We start from the raw sequence: 20,704 nt of genomic DNA, 5'->3' as shown, positions 1-20,704 counted from the left end.
ATTCAAATCTACACCTGTACAAGCTACTTTTAGATTGAGTCGTTCTTAGCAATATAAGTCTCAGAGTTATCTTTTTCATCATTCTTTCTCCATGGCTTAAAGTTTTTATAAGCTGGCCCTTGTAAATTGGAACGCTCAGAACCAAAGTTAACAGCTGTATAATTTGCTTTTGAGGGCTTTTTCTCCCAAACTTTTTGGTTTTTAAAAGCGGGTCCTTGTAACTGTTCTTTTTTGGCTACAGAATAAACAGGCGCTGGTTTACTATCGTTTTGCCATGGCCTGTAGTTTTTGTAAGCTGGCCCAGTTAAATCGCTTCTTTTTTGCGCAAAAGCCATTGAAGATGAAATAAATATAAAAGCTAGAATAAAAGCTGTCCTTTTCATAACGTTTTGTTTTTTTAAGTTTATTACAAAATTAAATACAAAACGATGCTTTTGGAGTTACCTGAAACCACGTATTTTATATCCGTATAAATACGGATAAAACGTTAAATTAAATTGATTTGGGCAGCTTTTTTTATTAATTCGGCAGTATTTTTTACTTCGAGCTTTTTTAAAATGTTGGCGCGGTGGGTTTCAATGGTTCGGGTGCTTACAAATAATTTCGCGGCTATCTCTTTGGTTGTATACCCTTCTGAAATTAGGTTAAGCACTTCTTTTTCCTTTTTTGAAAGGATGTTTTCACTAACCTTTTGTTCAGACATAAAGTTTATCATCTTTTCTGCAATCTCTGAATTAAAGTATTTTTGTCCTTTGTTAACCATTCGAATCGCTTTAACGAGTTCGTCTTCATCTGCATTTTTAAGCAGATATCCGTAAGCGCCACTTTTGGCACATTTTGCGATGTAATTACCATCATTGTGCATGGAAATTATTATCGGCTTAATTGAAGCGTTTAGATTTTTGAGCGCTTTTAAAACCTGAAAGCCATCCATGTTTGGCATAGTAATATCAAGCAAAACGATATTGATATCCTTAATTTCTTTAACCACTTCCATAAACTGCTCACCATCGCCAACGGTTGCTACCACGTTTATGTCGTCTTGCTTAATTAAAAGCTCTTTAAGGCCGTTTCTAAACAGCTCATGGTCGTCTGCTATTATAACTTTTATTTTGCTCATAAATCTATTGGTAATTCAATTTCAAAAGTAGTACTTCCTTGTTTAGATTTCATTAAAATTTGTCCGTTGCAAATTTCAACACGTTCTTTAATGTTAACTATTCCTGAACCTAATTTTACGCGTTTAAGGTCGAAACCAACACCGTCGTCAAAATAAAAAAGCGACACAAAATCATCAAATTCCGAAAGGGAAATTCTAATATTTCTTGATTTTGAATGTTTTAAAGCATTATTTATCAGCTCTTGTGCTATCCTGAAAAGATTAATGGCTTGGGTTTTAGTTATTTTACTATCGGTTTCTTTGGTTAAATCTTCGAATTCAATAGAAATGCCCGATGTCTTTTTAATGTGGTCAACAAAATTGGTTATGGCTACGCCCACGCCAAAATCATCTAAGGTAGACGGCATTAGCGCATTGGACATCAATCGGATTTCAGAAATGGTACCGTCTAATATCTTTATCATTTCCTGCTTTTGCTGTTTATTGTCAATTCTATTTTCAATATAAAATTTTAATGACGTTAATAGCGGTCCTATGCCATCATGGAGTTCGCGGGACAAACGGCGCCTTTCGTTCTCCAAACCATCAACTAACTGGCGCTTTGTGCTAATACGGTTTTTGTTTTCGTTATTTCTAAACTCAATGAGCTTGTCGCGCATTTTTATTAAACTTTTGCCCAATGAATCGTTATCGCTTTTTGGAACATAATGTGAATTGAGGTTCATTTTACCTATTTCATTGGAAAACCTTACAGCACCTTGCAAGGACTTTTTTAAATTGTCTAGGGCTTCAAACATCTCCTCTATTTCGTTCGAGTTTTTAGCAAATTCATTGGTTTGGTTGTAATCACCCGCAGCCATTACCTTTAAACTTTTTTTCATGTTGGTAATGGGATTGGTAATAATTCTGGTAAGAAAAAGCGATAAAACAATGGCTATTACCATGATTATTGAAATTAAACCCAGCAATCTCAACTTTAGTTGTTCTAGTGGGGCTTTTACCTCACTGGTATCGATTTCTGAAAGAATTACCAATTTAAGTCCCGACATTTTAATTGGGCTATAAACACTGTACACATCAACACCTCGATAATCTTTAAAAACCCCTCTTCCTATTTTTCCGGATAGTGCTGCAACAACCCCTTCTGTTTTAACCAAAATAGTTGAGGGTGTTTTTTCGGGCAAAAACCGCGATTGCGACCGCATATAAAAATCGTCGCCCACCAAATACGATTCGCCACTATTGCCCATTCCGGCTCTTTCCAACAATATTTCTTTGATTTTGTTGTATGGTATAATTTTTACCTGTGTTTGTTTACCTTCAACAGAAACTAAACCTATTGAGGTCAACCCCTTATTATTATACTTTGTAAAATCGTAAATACCAGAAGTCTTTATTGATGTTGGAGGCAATTTCATGTTAAGGCTATCAACGGGAAATGTATTCGGTTTAGCTTTTAAAAACGCATTCCATTCACTCTTTATTAAGTTTTCAATCTGTATCTGTTTTAAGGTTTTTATTGAATTTAACTGAAGTAATATTCTATCATCAAGTACTTTTGAGAATTGGTTATAAAACGTGACAGACAACATAAGAATGACCAAAAAAATCAAACTGTTTATTATGATGAGTATGAGGTTTCTTAGACTCAGTTGCATACTTTGTAGTTAATAGGCTAATTAAAACGTTGTTGCGAATATTGAAATGCAATTTGATGCTTAAAATGATGAACTTCTTCTTTGTCACCTACTCGTAATAATGTCACCCTTTATTGAACAAATATTTCTAATCCTTTATTGACTAATTTACTAAAACAAATCTATTTAAACGGATGCCTTTCTTCCCAATCTTCAGACGGATTCATAAGTTCAAAAATTAACTTTAACACCGTATTTAAAAAGCCATTGGTATGTTTTAAATACACCACCATAGGTTTGGCTTCTGCTCCTACCGAACTTTTAATTGCCATAGCCGTACGGGCATAAACTACAGTTTTAAATTGGTTTTCAATACCAAATTTCAACATATCGTAGAGCATATTCAAATACAACTGATTGGAATATTGGTGATCTTTGTCGTATCCCAAAAAATAGGTTTCCAAATCTTGATTGTTCAAAATAAGGGTATAAAAACCAATCAATTCATCCTTTAGATAATACCCATAAACTTTAAAGTTTTCTTTAAGTTGGGTTTTTAAACTATAAAAATGGTTTTCGGGCAACAAAAATGTGTTAAACTTAGCATTATTAGAAACATTCTTGTAAAGTTTATGAAGCTCAGGAGTATGTGCTTTTATGTCTTCTAAACTCAGTTCAACAGGCGTTATGCCGTTTCTTTTTTTTCTGGCGCGCTTGTAACGGTCTCGGTACTTTTTGTTTAGGCTTGAAAGATAATCCTGAAAAGTTATCCAATCTGGCCTGACGTAAAGCAACATATTGGGCTGCACATAAACTCGATGAAGTTTTGCAACCGTAAAAACCGTTTTGGCTTTATGGATATCTTCATCTCTAAAGAAATCTTTCAATGCAATAGCCCTAATTGTTTTATTATTGCTTTGCTTGATGTTTGATTTTATGGTGTTTAGTGCCAAAAAAACTTCCCTAAAAAACTCAGGTTGCGAAACGGTCTCTTTGTCAAAAAAAATACCGTGTTGCCCCGTGTGGGTAAGATTGCCAACAACTAAAATATTTCCTTTTAATAAACGGGACACCAAATCTTTAAAAAACGTTTTTAAACACGATACTTGGTTGTCTCTAAACATATCCTTTAAATATAGCTGCACACGCTGCACAATGGCGATTCCAATTAAATCATCATTTTTAAAAACACCAATGTAAAACCAATGGATATTTTTTGGAGACGCTTCTTCCATGGCTTGTAAATAATGGCTTTGCAGGAAAACGTCGTGTTTTACCAAAGCATTCCACCCAGCCGGAATTTCATTAAATGCGGTATAAATTTTATGGTGTATCAATACAAAAAGAAAAGACTGAAAATTACAATTCTCAGTCTTTGTTTATGTTAAAAGTTTACAAAAAATTATTTCCAAGCACAGATAATACCGCCCATTATACCAAGTGTAACAATCCAATACCCTGCATTAATAAAAATATATTTAGCACCTTTTCGTTCGAATAACGCATTGGTGCCCAAAATAGGCAATGCGATAAAAACCCCCGTTAAAACCCCGTGTAACACACCGTGCTTAAACGATCTGAAGGCATTGGAATAATCATTCATAAAAGCTTCATAGGAAGGTAGTGCCGTTGAAGGCTCTCCACCCACCAAACTGATGGCTCCCATTTGATGAATAACAATTCCTGGAAGTGCCATTGATAGCATAAAGGCAAACAATAGGGCTAAAGCGAAAATCTTGCCCATGTTGGCCCCTTTCATTTTTTCTTCGGTCATGTCGGCCGCCTTCATCCAGGCCGTACCAAACGTCTTTGGGTTGTACCAAATAAAACCCACAACCAATGCTGAAACCGCAGCAACCAGCATTGCTAAAAAATTGAATTCCATAGTTTTTATTAATTGATTAGTATGTTTAAAGATAGCTAAAAAAATAATAGAGTCTACCCGTTGTGCATTTAGGCAATATTGATTTTTAGGTTATTGATATTTCTGTTGAATTCAAACATGTTTATATATTGAATGACCGTCATAGCTGTAATCTTAGACAATATTCGGTTTTTGAACCCCTCAAAAGATTTAGCATAATTCCTTCGAATCATAAATTGGTCACAAAGTTGGGAGAACAAAGTTTCAATACGTTTTCTGGATTTCTTGAAGATATACGGCTGCTCCCTATAGTTATGTTGATTTTTTCTCATAGGGGTTTCTAGCCTAATATTATGGGATTCAAACAAATTTAATTGATGTTCCGCTGACAAATAACCTCTGTCGCCAAGCAATACACAATCACTTAATTGGTGCCTTATATCCTTTAAATAGTTGATATCGTGTACAGAAGCAGGACTAATGTCCATGCTTTCTATAACACCCTGCGCAGAACAGACAGCATGCAGCTTATACCCATAATAATGGCTTGATTGACTCGCACAGTATCCTTTTTCGGGCAGACTGTATCCCTGTTCTTTACATATCTTGCTCCTAGAGCTTCTTGATAATTTACAGACCTCTAAAGGCATGCTGTCAACGATATAACAATACTCGGATGTATTCAGCTTCTTTACCAATGCTTTTCGAAGTGATTCTCTAAATGGAAACAACTTACGCTTTCTTCTGTTGTAGACACTGCGCTCTATTTTTCTGGATAAACCAGCAGGTAGAATTCGAAAAAGTTGGCATTCACTATCAACACCCATATACTCTGATGTTAAATCTACAGCAATGAGTTCTTTATCTCTCAATTTAGGTTTGCGTATTTGACGTAAATAATCCATTTTACAATCTAATTCTTTTAAAACCTTGAGTATTTTGTCGTAATTTGTTTGAAAGTTGTGCATATAAATTATAGTGTGGTTACTACAATTTACTGCCTTTTAGCAGTTTGCACAACTTTTTCTAAATGCACAACGGGTTAGAGTCTTATTTTTTAAGTACAAACACCTTGGCTGAAAACGCTGAAACTGTTACAGAAAGCACAACATGATAATGTTTTAATGAGATGCTTAAACAAGTTCAGCATAACACATCTTATATAGCCTTTGCCTCGGCTACTAGCAATTCATTTTTATCTTCCAAAGCCTTGGCTAAAAACGCATTGATTTCATCGTTTCTTTCCAATCCGTTTTCCAATAAAACGCCCAAAACCAAAGTTACGGCAATACGCGTACCAGCCTTTTTTACGGCTGTGTTGAATAAAGGTGCTAGCTCATCGTAGCTTACATTTTTAGCCAGTTCTTTTATTTCAGCTTTTACTTTAGCCTGTTTATCTTCTGGATAATTGGTGTATTTCTTTCCTAATTGTTGAACAACACTTATCGCCTTACGCTTGGGCTGTTGCGGATTTTTATTATACTGTTTTGGTTGCTGAGCTTTAGGCTTTTGTTTAGCCCAAGAATCTCTTAAACCAACCGTTTTATTGAAAACCAATTGTGCCGCAGAGGTGTCTTGATCGACATTAAAATACCCCAATCGTTGAAACTGAAACCTATCCCCTATTTCGGCCTTTTTTAAGCTTGGTTCAACAAAAGCTTCAATAGTTTTTAAAGAGTTCGGGTTAAGGAATTCCATAAAATCTTTGTCTTGGTGACCATCGGGCGCTTCGTCCATAAACAACCTGTCATACTCCCTAACTTCAGCTTTTATGGCATGTTGAATGGATACCCAGTGCAATGTGCCTTTTACTTTTTTCGAGGTGTCTTCAGAATACGTACAGTGAATTTCAGTTATATTTCCTTTGGCATCTTTTACTACGCTTTCGGCTTTAATGATGTAGGCATTTTTTAGTCGTACTTCACCACCCATTTTAAGTCTGAAAAATTTATTGCCCGCCTGTTCTTTAAAATCTTCTTTTTCGATATAAAGTTCTTTGGAAAACGGCACTTTTCTAAATCCGGCACTTTCATCTTCTTGATTATTTTCGGCATCAAGCCACTCTACCTTATCCTCAGGATAATTAGTTATTACCAATTTCACAGGGTCTAAAACTGCCATAACACGTGGTGCTGTTTTATTTAAATCTTCACGAATACAAAACTCCAAAAGCGACACATCTATAACATTATCGCGTTTAGCCACACCAACGGTTTCTACAAACTTTCTTAAGGCAGCTGGCGTATAACCCCTGCGGCGCAACCCAGAAATGGTTGGCATACGTGGATCATCCCAACCTAAAACAATGCCCTCTTCTACTAATTTGAGCAATTTACGCTTGCTCATAATGGTGTAACTTAGGTTTAAACGGGCAAATTCGCGTTGTTTAGGTCTTAATTTATTGGGGTCGACTACTTGGTCTAAAAACCAATTGTAAAGCTCTCTGTGCGGCTTAAATTCCAATGAACACAAACTGTGCGAAACTTGCTCGATGTAGTCGCTCTCACCGTGTGTCCAATCGTACATCGGGTAAATGCACCAATCACTTCCTGTGCGGTGGTGCGATTTCTTTAAAATACGATACATTAGTGGGTCGCGCATAAGCATGTTGGGATGCTGCATGTCTATTTTGGCACGCAATACGTGTTCGCCTTCTTCAAACTCACCGTTCTTCATGCGCTCGAACAAATCGAGGTTTTCCTCTACGCTTCTATCTCTGTAAGGGCCATCAACACCAGGTTGAGTAGGCGTTCCTTTTTGTTCGGCCATAGCCTCACTGCTTTGTGAATCTACATAGGCTTTATCGTCCTTAATGAGTTGAACGGCCCAATCGTAAAGTTGCTGAAAATAATCGGAAGAGAATAATTCTTTATCCCATTGGTAGCCCAACCAAGCTACATCTTTCTTAATGGCATCTACATATTCCTGTTCTTCTTTGGCGGGATTGGTATCGTCAAAACGAAGGTTTACAGGTGCATTGTAATATTCGCCCAAACCAAAACTAATGCCAATGGCTTTGGTGTGCCCAATATGCAAATACCCATTGGGTTCTGGTGGAAAACGAAAACGCAAATGGCTTTTTGGCATGCCATTGGCTAAATCTTCCTCTATAATTTGCTCGATAAAGTTGAGCGATTTTCTTTCTTCAGACATAAATTTTTAATCCTATTACAGAAACTAATCGGGTTAGTTCAAAATTCTGTGTAAAATTAGGTAATTTTGCTCGATAATCGAGATTTTAATACGCTAACATGGGAATTATTAAAGTTGAAAACATACGGATATTTGCTTACCACGGCTGCCTTAAGGAAGAAACCAAAATAGGAAGCGACTATCGTGTAGATCTGGAGGTGGAAGCCAATCTACAAACCTCGGCCAATACCGATAAGTTAAGTGACACGGTTGACTATGTGTTTCTCAATAGGGTTATTAAAGAAGAAATGAGCACAGCTTCGCACTTATTGGAAACTGTAGCAAAGCGCATTTTAACCCGTATTTTTAATGAAGATAATCTAGTAACCAAAGCTACGGTTTGGGTAAGCAAACTCAATCCGCCCATTGGTGGTGATGTAGAGCGCGTAACGATTAAAATGACCGAAGAGCGTAAAAATTAATTTTAACTATTGATAAGTGTTATTTTTTTTTACATTTGCAGCAGATTCCCGACGCCTCGGGAATGACCATTTCAAAGGTTTATCAAAATATGTTTTGATAGCCATATAAAAACTGGCGTCGTGGCCGAGTGGCTAGGCAGAGGTCTGCAAAACCTTTTACAGCGGTTCGAATCCGCTCGACGCCTCAACAAAAGCTTCCAGTTGGTTCTGGGAGCTTTTTTTATGTTTCATATTTGACTTTGTAAAAAATTTCGACTAATTTCGTTTAACCTCGGATACGAGTCATTAAGAGGACGCATATCCTTAAAGTTGTGTGTAATTTAAAAAATGACAAATAAAAAGCATAAAATAGACATTGAATTTTTAGATCATGTAGCAATTAGAGTCGCTAATATGGACGCTTCTGCAAAATGGTATGAAAAAGTATTGGGACTGAAACGATATCAATTGCCCGAATGGGGAGACTTTCCAATCTTTTTACTTTCAGGAAAGTCAGGAATCGCATTGTTTCCAGCAAATACAACTGACACTAAACTTGAACCAACTTCAAAAAATGTAAAAATTGACCATTTCGCATTTAATGTGACAAATGATAATTTTGAAAAAGCTAAAAAAAGATATACAGAATTGAATCTGGAATTTAATATCCAAGACCATTATTATTTTGATTCAATATACACAAAAGACCTCGATGGACATACGGTTGAATTAACCACAATTAAAGTTAATGAACAAGAATTTTATAAATAAAAAAACTACACACAACAAGCCGTATAAAATTAATTGTTAGTTTTAGTTTGCCTACGAAAATCCTCGCGGATTTTCTATTCAGTTTGCAGTTGCTGATAGAAGCAACTAATCTTATTCATCAACGTTAAACGAACCCTTGACAAAAAACTTATCAATTTATCGGGCTAATCTGTTCCAATTTTTCTTTGTTCTTCTCATAAGTTTTAGGGAATACACCTTGTAAAAACAATAATACCCCAAAGCCTAAAATAACAAGGGCTATTATTTTTTTAGTTTTAAAAATGAGCCGTGGTGTAAGTTTTGCCTTGAGCTTTTTTGCAATTAAAATCTTGATAATATCGCAAATAAAATAGGAGATTAGCATACCCAAAATAAAAATAAAACTACCATGCTCTGAACTGGTTAACGAATCGCCCAACACAATAAACCCAAGCCAACCCAAAAGCACACCAATATTGATAAAATTGAGCAAAAAACCCTTAACGAAAAGTTTTCCATAACCTTTTTTTATTTCTACTTTATGGTATTCTTTTACAATAGCCCGGAATGATTTGGACGTTTTCATAAATGAAATAATGCCGTAAACTACCAACAAAACACCGCCAAATATTAAAAAACTAGGGTCGTTACTTATTTTTCCACGCAGATTATTGGTACTGTAAAACGCGATTATAATGAAAATGATATCGGCCAATATAACGCCCAAATCAAAAATTAAGGCACTTCTAAACCCCTTTGTGGCACTCGTTTCAAGCAGCACAAAAAATACTGGCCCAATGGTAAAAGCAAGTATAATTCCGAAGGGGATAGCCGTTAAAATATCATCAATCATAGAAAATGAGAGGGTTTCTATACAAAGTAAAGAAATATTTTAAAACTAACGTCCTGATGAAGATTCGATTTAACATTAATGCATAAAAAAGGGCATGATAATTAAAACCATACCCTTTGCTTAAAAAAGCTACTAAACTAAACAAATTAATTCTTAATAAGCTTTATGCTTGCCAAACCACTTGTTGTTTTTATTTGAGCAAAATATAAACCAGACCTTAAGCCAGATGCATCAATTGTAGTTTCTCTACTATTTGGATTAAGTGATAAAACTGTTTTTCCTAAGGCATCGTATACACAAATGGACTGCATTTCAATATCTGCTGTTTTAATAGTCCAATTTCCTTTTGTAGGATTAGGATATGTTTTTAATTGAGCCAAAATATGATCTTCAACACCTAAAGTAGTGTTTTTGTGTAAATAAAGGTTATCGTAATAAACTGTTCCTAAATTGGATGAGATTACAAATTGTACAATATCATTAATATCGCCGTTGGTTATTGGTGTAAACTCACTTAAAGGGATGTCTAATGAAATCCATGTTCCCGGATTTGGGCTAGTTAAAAAGTTTACGTTAGTAACCGAGAACTCTAATGCATTGGCTTCTCCACTACCGCCATTCCAGTTAGAGAATTTTACGTTAAAACTTTTATCTAGGGTTTCAGCTTCGGTGAAAATATCCATATGAAAATGTGTAAATCCGGTAGCATCAAATCTACCTGTAATAAATTCCACACCTTCGCAACCTAAACCAGTAACTTTTTTGGTAGCATTTCCTTCAACCATAACCTCTTGGGTTGTACCTGGGCACCATGGCGTATCGAACGTATCAACCGAAATATTTGAATAGGCATCACTGAAAATAGATATAACTTCCTCAGCGGCTCTAGCTGGCGGTGTTGGAGCAGCCGCAGACGGACCTTCTTCAATAATCGACACTATATATGTTGTGGTGTCTATACCATTTTGGGCTGTTACCACAACTGTAGCATCACCTGGAATACTAGAGGCTTGGGTTATTTCAGTGCTTGCCGAAGCATTGTTTGTTGTGGCAGAAGTAATTTGAGGTACGTCGGTTGTTCCTGTAGGCACTGTATAGGTGTATCCTGTTGTTCCAGGACCAAAACCAGGAATAGTTGCCCCATCTATTTGTAAATCACTTAAAGTGGCATCGGTAGCAGGGTCTGCAGCGTCTTTCCAGAAGTATAAGTTATCTACATAAATACCATCTGTTGTTCCATTTCCACCATCAAATTTAAATTGGATACAATTCGATAGGTCGCCTGTAATGCCAGGAACGGGGATATCAACACTTGTCCATGTGCCTGAACCAGAATTTGTAATAGGGTGGGCAATTTCGGCTCCCGAACTAATGACATAAACATTAGGATTGAAAGAGCCATCAATCCAAATATCAACGTGTAAATATTCCATAGCTGAAATATTTTGGGTACTACCAAACTGAACACCTTGATAATTAAAATTAGGGTAGGCTAACACAATATTTCCTGTGCCCGGGTCAAAACTTGTGTTGGCCGTTCCGAAACCACTTTGCCCCCAATTAGGATTAAAGTCTGATCCTTCAACATCGGTATACGCTCCACTAAATATAGATATAACATCTCCTGTGTTTCTAGCCGGCGGTTCTGTGGCATTATCGGTTGGTCCCTGCGCAAAGGCAAGAGACGCCGTGATTAATAACACAAACATCAAAGTAAATTTTTTCATAATAATATAGTTTTAGATTTATAATTTAGTTTTTTGGTTATTGTAAACTTAACTAAATCAAGCCCTTATAAAGAAAATGTAACCACTACAAAAAACATACATTGTTTAAAAAAACTGTGGTTTTCAATAAAACCACTAAAATAGAGGGTTTACAGCGGAAAATTCAACACAAAAACGGTGGCTAAATTCATCATGTTGTGGTCATGTTGAGGTAAAACAATGAGATGTATTGAAGCCTATTTTAATTCAAACTAACTTACGGTTAGCTACAAGAGCTTTTTTGTAGTTATCCTAAGTGGAAAGGGTAAAAATTTTGATTTTTCATCTTTATCCCACAATCCCCAAAAAGCACCAACATCGCCTTCGGCACCAACTTTCCAAGATTCATCAAACGATGAAAAATAGAACATTTCGATATCGTCTTCCTGTGACCAATACTGAGCGTTTACAAAGTACTTTATAGCGTTTTGGCAGGAAGGAAGTGCCCCTTCCAAGCCTTTGCCTTGGCTAGGCCATCCGGTTTCGGTTATGATCACTCTTTTACCATTACCAGCCTTTACTGCTTGTCGAAACATATCTTTCATGTACAATAACGCATAATCGTTATGGCAACCCTCCCAATACGGATAGCAATTGGCCAAAATAACATCACAAGCTTCAGAAATTTTAGGTCTTTGCGTAAACTCATAGTAGGCATCTACATATCCTATTGGGATATCTGAAGGGATAGCTTCTCTAACTTGTTGCATAAAACTTAAAAGTTTAGATTCTGTTAAATCGCCCCTGTACATTACTTCATTTCCAACTGCGGCGATATCCACATAACCTTCATTAGTTAGTTTTATAAGGCCTTCAACTTCTTTTTTATTTATTTCGGGTTCATCGCCCAACCATGCACCAACTAAAGTTTTAATTCCGTATTCTTTGGCTATAACAGGTATCAATTCATTTCCTTCTGTACAGGAAAAAGAGCGTATCCATTTCGTGTAAGGCTTAATGATTTTCATACGCCTTCTAATCTGCTTCTCTGTAATTTGATCGCCAGGCTGCTGGCCTTCTTCATAAGGGCTAAAGCACAACCCATGCATTCCTCCTTTTAGAACGCGCTTAAAAACATTTTGTAAGCCTTTGGTGGTTTTTTTATCTAGGTTTACTCCTGCTAACGACCCTATTTTACCTGCTCTGTACGACATCCTTTAAATAATTTTATGATTACAATTCCCCGCGTCTTGCTACTAATTCTTCTTTTATTTTTCTAGCTCGGTCTTCATTTAAACTGTACCTCCACATCACAACCATGGCCAAAGCCGCTGTTGTAGCAGGCACCACGATATCTGCAACTCTAAGTTGTGTCATGGTTTCTGCCGCTTGATTGGTTATATTTTGATCGAAGCCTACAATTTTTAAAATCACACCGCTTAAAATAATGGCTAAGGCTTGACCCAATTTTACCATCCACCAATAAATTGCACCGAAAGTTCCTTCTTTACGAGGCATACCATTCTCCAATTCGTCTAAATCACAAACATCAGCGGTCATACTCATCATCAATGTAAACAGCCCTCCCATACCAAAAGCAAATAAAGGAATTGGTAAAAATATAAGCCACGGTATGCCATTACTGGCGTCAATACTAAACCACGACATGCCCATATTTTCAAGATATGGATTCAAAATATCAAAAATTGAGGCCACACCTTGATTTAAACTATGCCCTAGAGCTGTTTTATTGAAACTATCGTTAAGCTGCACATCAAAACCCCACCATTTAAGTATATAGCCTACTATAGATAAGAATGTTGAAATTAGAAAGGCATTTCGCTTCCCCCATTTGGTGGCCATTTTAGATACAATTGGAATGACTAAAAAAGCTGTAATCATCGCGTTTAAGGTATTAAACCAAGCGGGCCAAGTGCCTGCTTGTTCCCAACTTCCTTGATTCATGTAGAAAACAATAATAAATACCGAAAAAGCAGCTACTAACTGAAACCCATTAAACACCAAAAAAGTAGCACCACAAAGTTTCATAAAAGGCTTGTTTTTGGAGACTTGTTTTATTCCATTTATAAGTTCTTTCATGTTTGCCGCCAGGGTTTTAAAATTGATTTCTTTTCGGTTTTCCATATTAGCCGAGTCGATACCTTTGCAAAATAAAGCAGGAAGAATACCAAATAAAATACAAACGGCCCCCACAATAACCGCCATGGTTCTCACCCCTTGTGCTGGATTATCAAAGGTGTTTACATCTGGTATAATAACATATAACCAGGGCACAATCATCCAAGCAATTTGCCCCATAGAATTGGCCAAGCTCATTAACCTGGTACGCTCGTTGTAATCTGAACTCATTTCGTAGCCCAAACCCACAAGAGGTGTTGCAAACATGGTATTACCAACAAGAAACAATATTTGCAAAATCATAACGTACCAAAAATTGAAGGTTTGCGATGCATTTTCGTCCAACTGCCACATCAATATGAAAAGTATACCGCTAATTACTGCACCTCCAAAAATATAAGGTCGTCTTCGGCCCCAACGCGATTTTGTGTTATCTGATATAAAACCCATTATTGGGTCGGTTAAGGCATCAAAAATTCTTGGTAAACCTCCTAAAAGACCGGCCCAAACCGGATCCATGCCAAATGCCGTTAAAATGAATACTTGAAGATAAACCCCCAATACGCCCGGTAATAGATTGAGCACAAAATGGCCTGCACCAAATGCTGCCTTTTGCCCAACCGGGACTTTATCTTTTGCTGCTGTTTCTATTTTTGACATATCTTTTCGGTTTAGTTGTTTGTTGGTTTTTTTTATTACTTGGTAACAATGATGGTTTGCAAGGCTTTAGCGTTTATAGTGAAACGTTTAGTTTGGTTTTTTAAAGTCAGGTTAATGCTTTTTGGAGTTTCTGTTTCATTAAAAATAACTGCCACTATGGAACCGTCTGGGTTTTTTGCAGCTGTGACCATAAGTTCTTGATCAGGGTTTTCTACAGCAATTATTTGGGCTTGCGGCCTAATGAATTTGCTAAAATGTGCCATGGTGTAATAAAGCGGTGTGAAGTAAACCTCATCGGCGTCCGGGTCAACAATAACAGGTGCGACGCACCAATTTTTAAACCAGTTTGGCCCACCTTGTCGGTTTAAAACCATATTCCAATCTACCCAGCCATCTACCCAATTGTTGAGACAACCAATAATATCTCTGGCATAGCGATTAACTGGCGCATATTTTGGGTGTAAATGTTTGTCTTCTTCCGATGCCCAATCCCAACCCCAATCGGTGGCCTCTTTTTTCCAATACCAAGAATCGTCTTTCCATTTTGGCACTTCAGCATCTACACAACCTTCGGTTTCAATTAAAAACTTATTTGGAGCTTTGTGGTGTGCATATTGTAAGGCATCTGGAAAATAATCATAAGTGCTTTCATACCAATGAATTGCCGTACCGTCAAAGTATTTGGATGACGCTTCATCTCTGTACATTTCATCTACCCACTCCTTTAAACCGGCACGGTTTTGGTCATAACCCAATATAATTTTATCGCCATAGCCATCGGCTTCCAATTTTGGACCTAAATGAAATTGAACGAAATCGGTCATTTCTTTGGGTGAAAAGTGCATGCTCTCCCAATTATTTCCATTGCCATGCGGTTCGTTTTCTACGGTAAAGCCCCAAATATCTATACCTTCGGCTTTATAGGCATCCAAATATTTTGAAAAAAACAAGGCCCAAGTGTCGTAGTATTCAGGAAGCAATTTACCGCCAACCCAGCTATTGTTATCCTTCATCCATGGTGCTGCCGTCCACGGTGAGGCGAAAATTTTAAAGCCATCGTCTGATATAGCCATCGCATCTTTTATCATGGGAATTAAATCGTCATGATCTTCTTCGATTGTAAAATGCTCTAAGTTTTTGTCACCTTCAACTGGAGTATATGAATAATTGCTGAGTGAGAAATCGCAAGAATTCATATGGGTTCTCGTCAGCGAATATCTGGCTCCATCTTTAGCAAAATAAGCACGCAAAATGGTATCTCTGTTTGCCTGACTAAGCTGGTTTAATAAATAGGCTGATGACTCGGTAAAAGCACCACCAAATCCCGTTATGGTTTGAAAGGTTTTTTCAGGCATCAAAACCACATTCACCACAGTATCGGCAGGTTGAAATTCATTAATTTCAGTCAGTTTATTCCCTGACCACGAGGTTTCAAATACTTGAATATCTAATTCTTTATGAGTTTCAGTACACCCCATAATGGTTAATATTAATCCGAATAAAAATATATTGAGTCGTTTCATAAATATTCTATTTGCTATTAGTGCGAAACACGTTCTACCGTCTTTGATGGCGGTACCAAAACATCGTTCATCAAGGCCGCTCTGTTTCCGTTGTATGTTTTTGTAATGGGATTTCCATCTCTGGTTAAGCCTTTAAAAATACCTTTGTCCACCAAGTCCCAAATCGCATATTTGGCTTGCCCTTTTAAATTGATAAGACCGAAATGATTCTCTGAGCCTAATTGGTTTGCGGCGTCTTTCCATCGTTCATCAAAAGCTTCAAAATAAAAACAGGAGATATTGTTTTTGTTGGTCCACTCCCTCATTAAGGTATGGTAGCGCCCCGATTTGTATTCGTCGCAGGCCCTTGAACCATCAGGCCCGTAATGCTCATTCGAAACCGTTGCCCATCCCGTTTCGCCTATATGAATAGGCTTTTTTACACCTAAGCTCTTTACGTAATTGCACACGCTGTCGTATTGCTTTTGGGCAAATTCTAAAGAACGCTGCATGGCAGCTTCTATTTTGACCTCATCAGAAAGTTGACTTTCGTCTTCTGGAACTAACCAAAAGGCAGGATTATAGTGAGAGTTATGCATCGGGTATGTATGCATTGAAATATAATCGACTGCCTTGATTAGCTCTTCTAAATCTTTGGTATGGTAACTGGAATCGCCGCCACCCCAAGATGAAAAATCATCGGAGCTGGTTATCCATAAATCCTTTGGTAAGTCGCCAGATTGCTTCAAATTTTGTAAATGGTTAACCCATTTTAAGATTACATTGGGCTGCACATAATAGCTAGTTGCCCAACGTACCATCGCCTCATTTCCAACAGCAATTATTTTTACAATGTCTGGATATTGTTTTGCCAAATTCACGGCACGTTCAATTTCAACTGCATTTTGCTCGCTTTCAATATTATGGTCGGGCTCTTGGCCTGTCCATGCATTTTTGCAATCTATCCAAGCGCCAAGCATTACATACATTTCAAAACTGGAATCCTGTTCCTTTAATTCCTTTATGGCTTTTAGAAGATTAGCAGCTTTTTGCAGTTGAACATTATAGGTGCGCAATACTTTTATGTCCATAGCTGCTAAAATGTTCATGTCTTCTTTTAGCTGGGCTATGGTTGGTTGACTATCCCTTGATACTTCACGATAACCACCATAAGAAATGGCTAGGTATTCTGGATTTCCTAAAATATCTGCTGCTGAAATATGCATGGTTGTTGTCACGTTTTTAATGTCTTTTTTTGAATTATGCCTGCACCCAAAAACACAAATTATAAGCGCAACTACCACTAAATTGTTTTGTAGGCGATTCATAATGTTTTTATTTAAGGTCTTTAACAGAAACAAGGATTTTTTCTATCGTTCCAGTACGTTCAAATATGGTTTTAGAAGTGTCTCCGTCGAGTTTTAGGCTGTCGAATTTTTTTGTTGTTCCGTCGCTGTAAAACACTTCTAAATTTTCAGAATCCGACAATTGATACCCTACTGGCACTTGGCAGTAAGTAAAACACAATGCGTTCTGGTTTAACTCAATTTGCTTCTTATCGCCATTTATATCGATGTAACTGAATGTCTTTGGTTCATTTATGAGTTCGCTTTCCCTAAGTAAACATGGGTTAAAAACAATGTTACCTTCCTCCACAAAAACACCCAGTTCACCAATCCTGCATAAAATATCTTCTTTCACCTGGCCCGTCATACCGGGTTGTTGTGCACCTTTAGTTGCTGGGGTATGGGAGTAGGGATCTGTTGGAAAAGCTCCGTATAATTCTGGGGACTTATGTACCCCTATTCCAGCTTGTATTTCGTAGTAATGTTCTAATAGCCTACCAATAGTTTCATCACTTTCATTAGAGTTAATGGCCAGCAAACAGTTTTCCTGAACGGCCAAAAGTAATTTTGAAACCATGTGCCAATAAATAGAGCCTAACCCTTCGTAACCATAAAATGTGCCCGAACGGCCTGTGAATGCTTTATGGTTAAATACGTTTTCAAAGACATTTAAAATCAATTTAGATTCGGCTTCAACTAATGGTTTGTAATCGCTCGGAAGTTTATTTAAAGCTTCTTTTACATTATCAGCATTATTGAAATTACCGTTAAAGTGATAATGGCCATTTACATCCTTTTCTATAATTTGGGTATTGCCATCCTCAACCAATTGTGTTAGTAATTTTGAATGTTCTGCCTCATCACTTGAGATATTATTCTTTTTGTCAAAACGAGGTAACTCCTTATTAGGATATAAAATATAGCTGTATTGATCTGGCCTAAACAATGCACTATTTTTCAAGCCATCTAATAATTGTAAGGCGTCTTGTGGCGATAAATATCCTGAGCTTAGCACAGCCACTTGACCTTCTAACATTTCTGGTAAATAGGAAATGGAAATTTCCTTATCGTTTTCTATCGTCATTAAATTATAGGCATGGTACATGTTGTCTGCACGCTTGTTAGCAATAATAGATTGCTGCAAATAAGCTCGTGTAACCGCTAAGAATTCTAAAACATCTACTTTATTTAATGTGTCTTTTTCACCCTTAAATCCGTTGTTGTAAATGGCTAATCGGTAATCGCTTGCTGCTGTACCAAGACCATCTAAAACGGTTTTTCTATCTTCATTTGAGATAGTGCGGTTTAAAATGTCTTTATTCGCATCAAGCGTTGTACAAACCGCTTTAAAAAAGGCAAGTAATTCTGAAGACAATTGCACCGACTCGACATCCGATTTTGTTACCACATCTTCGAAAAACGTTAAAAACCGCTCTAAATAATACAGGGTTACCATAGAAACCCCATTACCAACCAAGGCATTATTCGCATCGTTCCATTCGGGGCGTTGTGTATTTAACCAAATACCTGCCTCTGGGATAAAATTGGACACTTTTGCAAGTACAGTGGCTAGCAACTTTTCAATTAAATTAACTTTGTAAATGTTGTGGTTTTGGTCTTGTAAAAGGGCGCCGTCAGCACCTAACTTCGCTTTTTTCTCATTAATCTTTTGGTCTAGTTCATAATCAAAATCAATGGTGTCTTTCGAATTCTTTAAAATATCGTTGTAACTTTTTATTTTGTAAGGCACATTGGCGTACACAAATACATTTTCATTGAATAAATTCTCAAGCGCGTTAGGGTAGTGGCTTTCAATAAATTCTAAGAACTTAAGTAAATAAATAATTTGGTGGTCTCCCCAATAACCAATGTACGACCAAGGGTCATTTTCTTCAATAACTTCCCAGTCAAAACCATCTTTGGTTACTCTGTAGGGATTATAGCCATCAAAAGTTGTAGCGTTAAGAAACTTGTGAATCATACTCTCGATAAACTCAGGGTAAGCGTGTGCTAGGGCCTCCCAGTTTTGAAAAATATCACGCCAGTTTCCTTCGTAATCCAATATTTTAGAACCGTCTACTTCACTTTGTGTGTTGATGGAAAATTTATTCCATGGGCGACTGGGGTCACCATGTCTTCTACTAAATTTAAGGGGTAAGTACTCTAAACACAAACGTTTAAAATTGGTATCGCTATCGTGCTCTGCCACCCGCTTAATGTGGTTTTGTGTGAACTGATCCGGAAGCTTCTCAAGAACTTCCTTTTTACTTTCATAAACATTGTTGTTGGCTTTTTTTATGTATTTTAAAAAATCCCATTTTTCAATGTTGTAATCATCGTCAAAAATACCACCACGCATAATGTTAAATAATGTATTCGCAAAATGGCGGGTATTGGTCATGGCATCTGCCGTGAGTTGTAAGCCATCTGCAGCCGCTGCCAGTGCCTTTAGGTTTTCGGTACCGTTATCGATATCGTTATTAACAATTTTGCCAAGATTAGCTTGGTTACTTATTTGCGCTGCAAGGTTTTCAATTTGTGTTACCGACTGATTAACATTAGCCACAAAACTCCAAGATTTGGATTCGTTACCTTTAAGTTCAATGGTTTTACTAATAAAATAGGCTCCTTTTTCAGCTTTTACATCTTCTTCTTGCTTAACATCACCACCACGCCTAAACGCATCCAATTGCATAGACGATAATAAATATTTGGGCTGCTCCAAACCTAGAGACCAAACCACATTAGCTTTAAGGGCTTCACTAGGCTCTGCCTTATCTACGATTATGGAGCTAAGGGCATAAATACCAAGTCCCGAAGGCGTTTTGAGTTCGCTCCTTTTGTAGGCATCGACCAAATTACTTCTGGAGTTCTGTAATTCGGAACCAACGCCGTAGGGTATAATATTTTGTAATCCGTCGAGAAACGTTACTTGTAAAACCTCATTAGAATTATTAATTAGCATCGACCTTTTTACAAAGCCATAAGTATTACTCGAACTCCATTGATATTTAAATATTAATCCCAAGTCTTCATTGATTTCTTCAAAAACCACTTTGTTCCCGTACACATTCTTATAAAGATTACGTTGGATATTATAAATACCGATTTGACGTATTGAAAACGGTTCCCATATTAGGGTTTTTCCATTTTTTTTAATCTGAAAAATAGACTTACTACCAGTAATATCGGCCGATTCGGTTATTTTATCGTCGGTGTAATACGGAAATAAAGCATACTCAGCATTTTTTCTTCCAGCCGTAAGGCCACCGTTACTTGAAACAAACATCCAATGGTTAGAATCTGAAACGATACTCATGAAAAATGGACGCATGGCATCGCTATTTTCAATCTTGTAATAAGTTTCGTTTTCAAAGTTTACAAGACTTCCATTGATAACTTGTTTTTCTTCCTGTTCTCTATTTTGTGTGGTTGAAATCATTACAATATTTTAATTTTTAGGCATAATTATGGCCTGCTAGATTAAATTTTGATACTCTTTTACGGTTAGAATTAACTCTTTTGATTTGGAAT

The 20,704-nt window shown here is 36.9% G+C and carries 16 protein-coding genes and 1 tRNA gene; 3 read left to right on the top strand and 14 right to left on the bottom strand.

Going from position 1 to position 20,704, the window contains the following annotated elements:
* Positions 1-29 precede the first annotated feature (29 nt).
* From GSB9_02132 to GSB9_02126, 7 genes are all read right to left on the bottom strand, one after another.
* On the bottom strand, positions 30-383 hold the full coding sequence (locus GSB9_02132; GenBank protein UKM65561.1) for a hypothetical protein: 354 nt from the start codon (positions 381-383) through the stop codon (positions 30-32).
* 104 nt (positions 384-487) lie between these two features.
* A complete protein-coding gene (locus tag GSB9_02131) occupies positions 488-1,120 on the bottom strand; it encodes a response regulator transcription factor (protein UKM65560.1) in 633 nt (210 codons plus the stop codon).
* Positions 1,117-2,778: a histidine kinase gene (locus tag GSB9_02130; GenBank protein ID UKM65559.1), complete on the bottom strand. Its 1,662-nt coding sequence runs from the start codon at positions 2,776-2,778 to the stop codon at positions 1,117-1,119. Before GSB9_02130 ends, GSB9_02131 begins: the two co-directional genes overlap by 4 nt.
* A gap of 161 nt (positions 2,779-2,939) precedes the next feature.
* On the bottom strand, positions 2,940-4,094 hold the full coding sequence (locus GSB9_02129) for a GNAT family N-acetyltransferase (protein ID UKM65558.1): 1,155 nt from the start codon (positions 4,092-4,094) through the stop codon (positions 2,940-2,942).
* 65 nt (positions 4,095-4,159) lie between these two features.
* Positions 4,160-4,642 (bottom strand): DUF1761 domain-containing protein, encoded by a 483-nt coding sequence (locus tag GSB9_02128; protein UKM65557.1) that lies wholly within the window; start codon positions 4,640-4,642, stop codon positions 4,160-4,162.
* 68 nt (positions 4,643-4,710) lie between these two features.
* Positions 4,711-5,589 carry an IS982 family transposase gene (locus GSB9_02127; protein UKM65556.1) on the bottom strand — a complete coding sequence of 293 codons (879 nt, stop codon included), beginning with the start codon at positions 5,587-5,589 and terminating at the stop codon, positions 4,711-4,713.
* A gap of 190 nt (positions 5,590-5,779) precedes the next feature.
* The gene (locus tag GSB9_02126; protein UKM65555.1) at positions 5,780-7,774 is read right to left on the bottom strand and encodes a glutamine--tRNA ligase/YqeY domain fusion protein; all 1,995 of its coding nucleotides are present in this window, start codon (positions 7,772-7,774) and stop codon (positions 5,780-5,782) included.
* 98 nt (positions 7,775-7,872) lie between these two features.
* On the opposite strand from GSB9_02126, the gene folB reads away from it, so the two are divergent.
* The 3 genes from folB to GSB9_02123 all read left to right on the top strand — a co-directional run bounded on the left by folB (position 7,873) and on the right by GSB9_02123 (position 8,985).
* A complete protein-coding gene (gene folB, locus GSB9_02125; GenBank protein UKM65554.1) occupies positions 7,873-8,235 on the top strand; it encodes a dihydroneopterin aldolase in 363 nt (120 codons plus the stop codon).
* Between the two features lie 114 nt (positions 8,236-8,349).
* Positions 8,350-8,420: transfer RNA gene (locus tag GSB9_02124), tRNA-Cys, on the top strand.
* Positions 8,421-8,562: 142 nt separating this feature from the next.
* Positions 8,563-8,985, top strand: a complete 423-nt coding sequence (locus tag GSB9_02123) for a VOC family protein (protein UKM65553.1) — start codon at positions 8,563-8,565, stop codon at positions 8,983-8,985.
* A gap of 151 nt (positions 8,986-9,136) precedes the next feature.
* Here the strand turns inward: GSB9_02123 and GSB9_02122 are convergent, their stop codons facing one another.
* The 7 genes from GSB9_02122 to GSB9_02116 all read right to left on the bottom strand — a co-directional run bounded on the left by GSB9_02122 (position 9,137) and on the right by GSB9_02116 (position 20,612).
* Positions 9,137-9,817 (bottom strand): LysE family translocator, encoded by a 681-nt coding sequence (locus tag GSB9_02122; protein UKM65552.1) that lies wholly within the window; start codon positions 9,815-9,817, stop codon positions 9,137-9,139.
* Between the two features lie 146 nt (positions 9,818-9,963).
* Positions 9,964-11,544 carry a T9SS type A sorting domain-containing protein gene (locus GSB9_02121; protein ID UKM65551.1) on the bottom strand — a complete coding sequence of 527 codons (1,581 nt, stop codon included), beginning with the start codon at positions 11,542-11,544 and terminating at the stop codon, positions 9,964-9,966.
* 266 nt (positions 11,545-11,810) lie between these two features.
* Entirely contained in the window at positions 11,811-12,737 is a 927-nt protein-coding gene (locus GSB9_02120; protein UKM65550.1) for a glycosyl hydrolase family 17 protein, read from the bottom strand.
* Positions 12,738-12,756: 19 nt separating this feature from the next.
* On the bottom strand, positions 12,757-14,322 hold the full coding sequence (locus GSB9_02119; protein ID UKM65549.1) for an MFS transporter: 1,566 nt from the start codon (positions 14,320-14,322) through the stop codon (positions 12,757-12,759).
* A 35-nt stretch (positions 14,323-14,357) separates the two neighbouring features.
* The gene (locus tag GSB9_02118; GenBank protein ID UKM65548.2) at positions 14,358-15,845 is read right to left on the bottom strand and encodes a glycosyl hydrolase family 30; all 1,488 of its coding nucleotides are present in this window, start codon (positions 15,843-15,845) and stop codon (positions 14,358-14,360) included.
* Between the two features lie 17 nt (positions 15,846-15,862).
* The gene (locus tag GSB9_02117) at positions 15,863-17,152 is read right to left on the bottom strand and encodes a glycosyl hydrolase family 17 (GenBank protein ID UKM65547.1); all 1,290 of its coding nucleotides are present in this window, start codon (positions 17,150-17,152) and stop codon (positions 15,863-15,865) included.
* Positions 17,153-17,159: 7 nt separating this feature from the next.
* Positions 17,160-20,612: a hypothetical protein gene (locus GSB9_02116; GenBank protein UKM65546.1), complete on the bottom strand. Its 3,453-nt coding sequence runs from the start codon at positions 20,610-20,612 to the stop codon at positions 17,160-17,162.
* Positions 20,613-20,704: the final 92 nt, after the last annotated feature.

The organism is Flavobacteriaceae bacterium GSB9, from assembly GCA_022749295.1.
Lineage (GTDB): Bacteria > Bacteroidota > Bacteroidia > Flavobacteriales > Flavobacteriaceae > Flavisericum.
The sequence above is the reverse complement of the archived record's forward strand: the minus strand, read 5'-3'. Positions and strand labels throughout refer to the sequence as shown.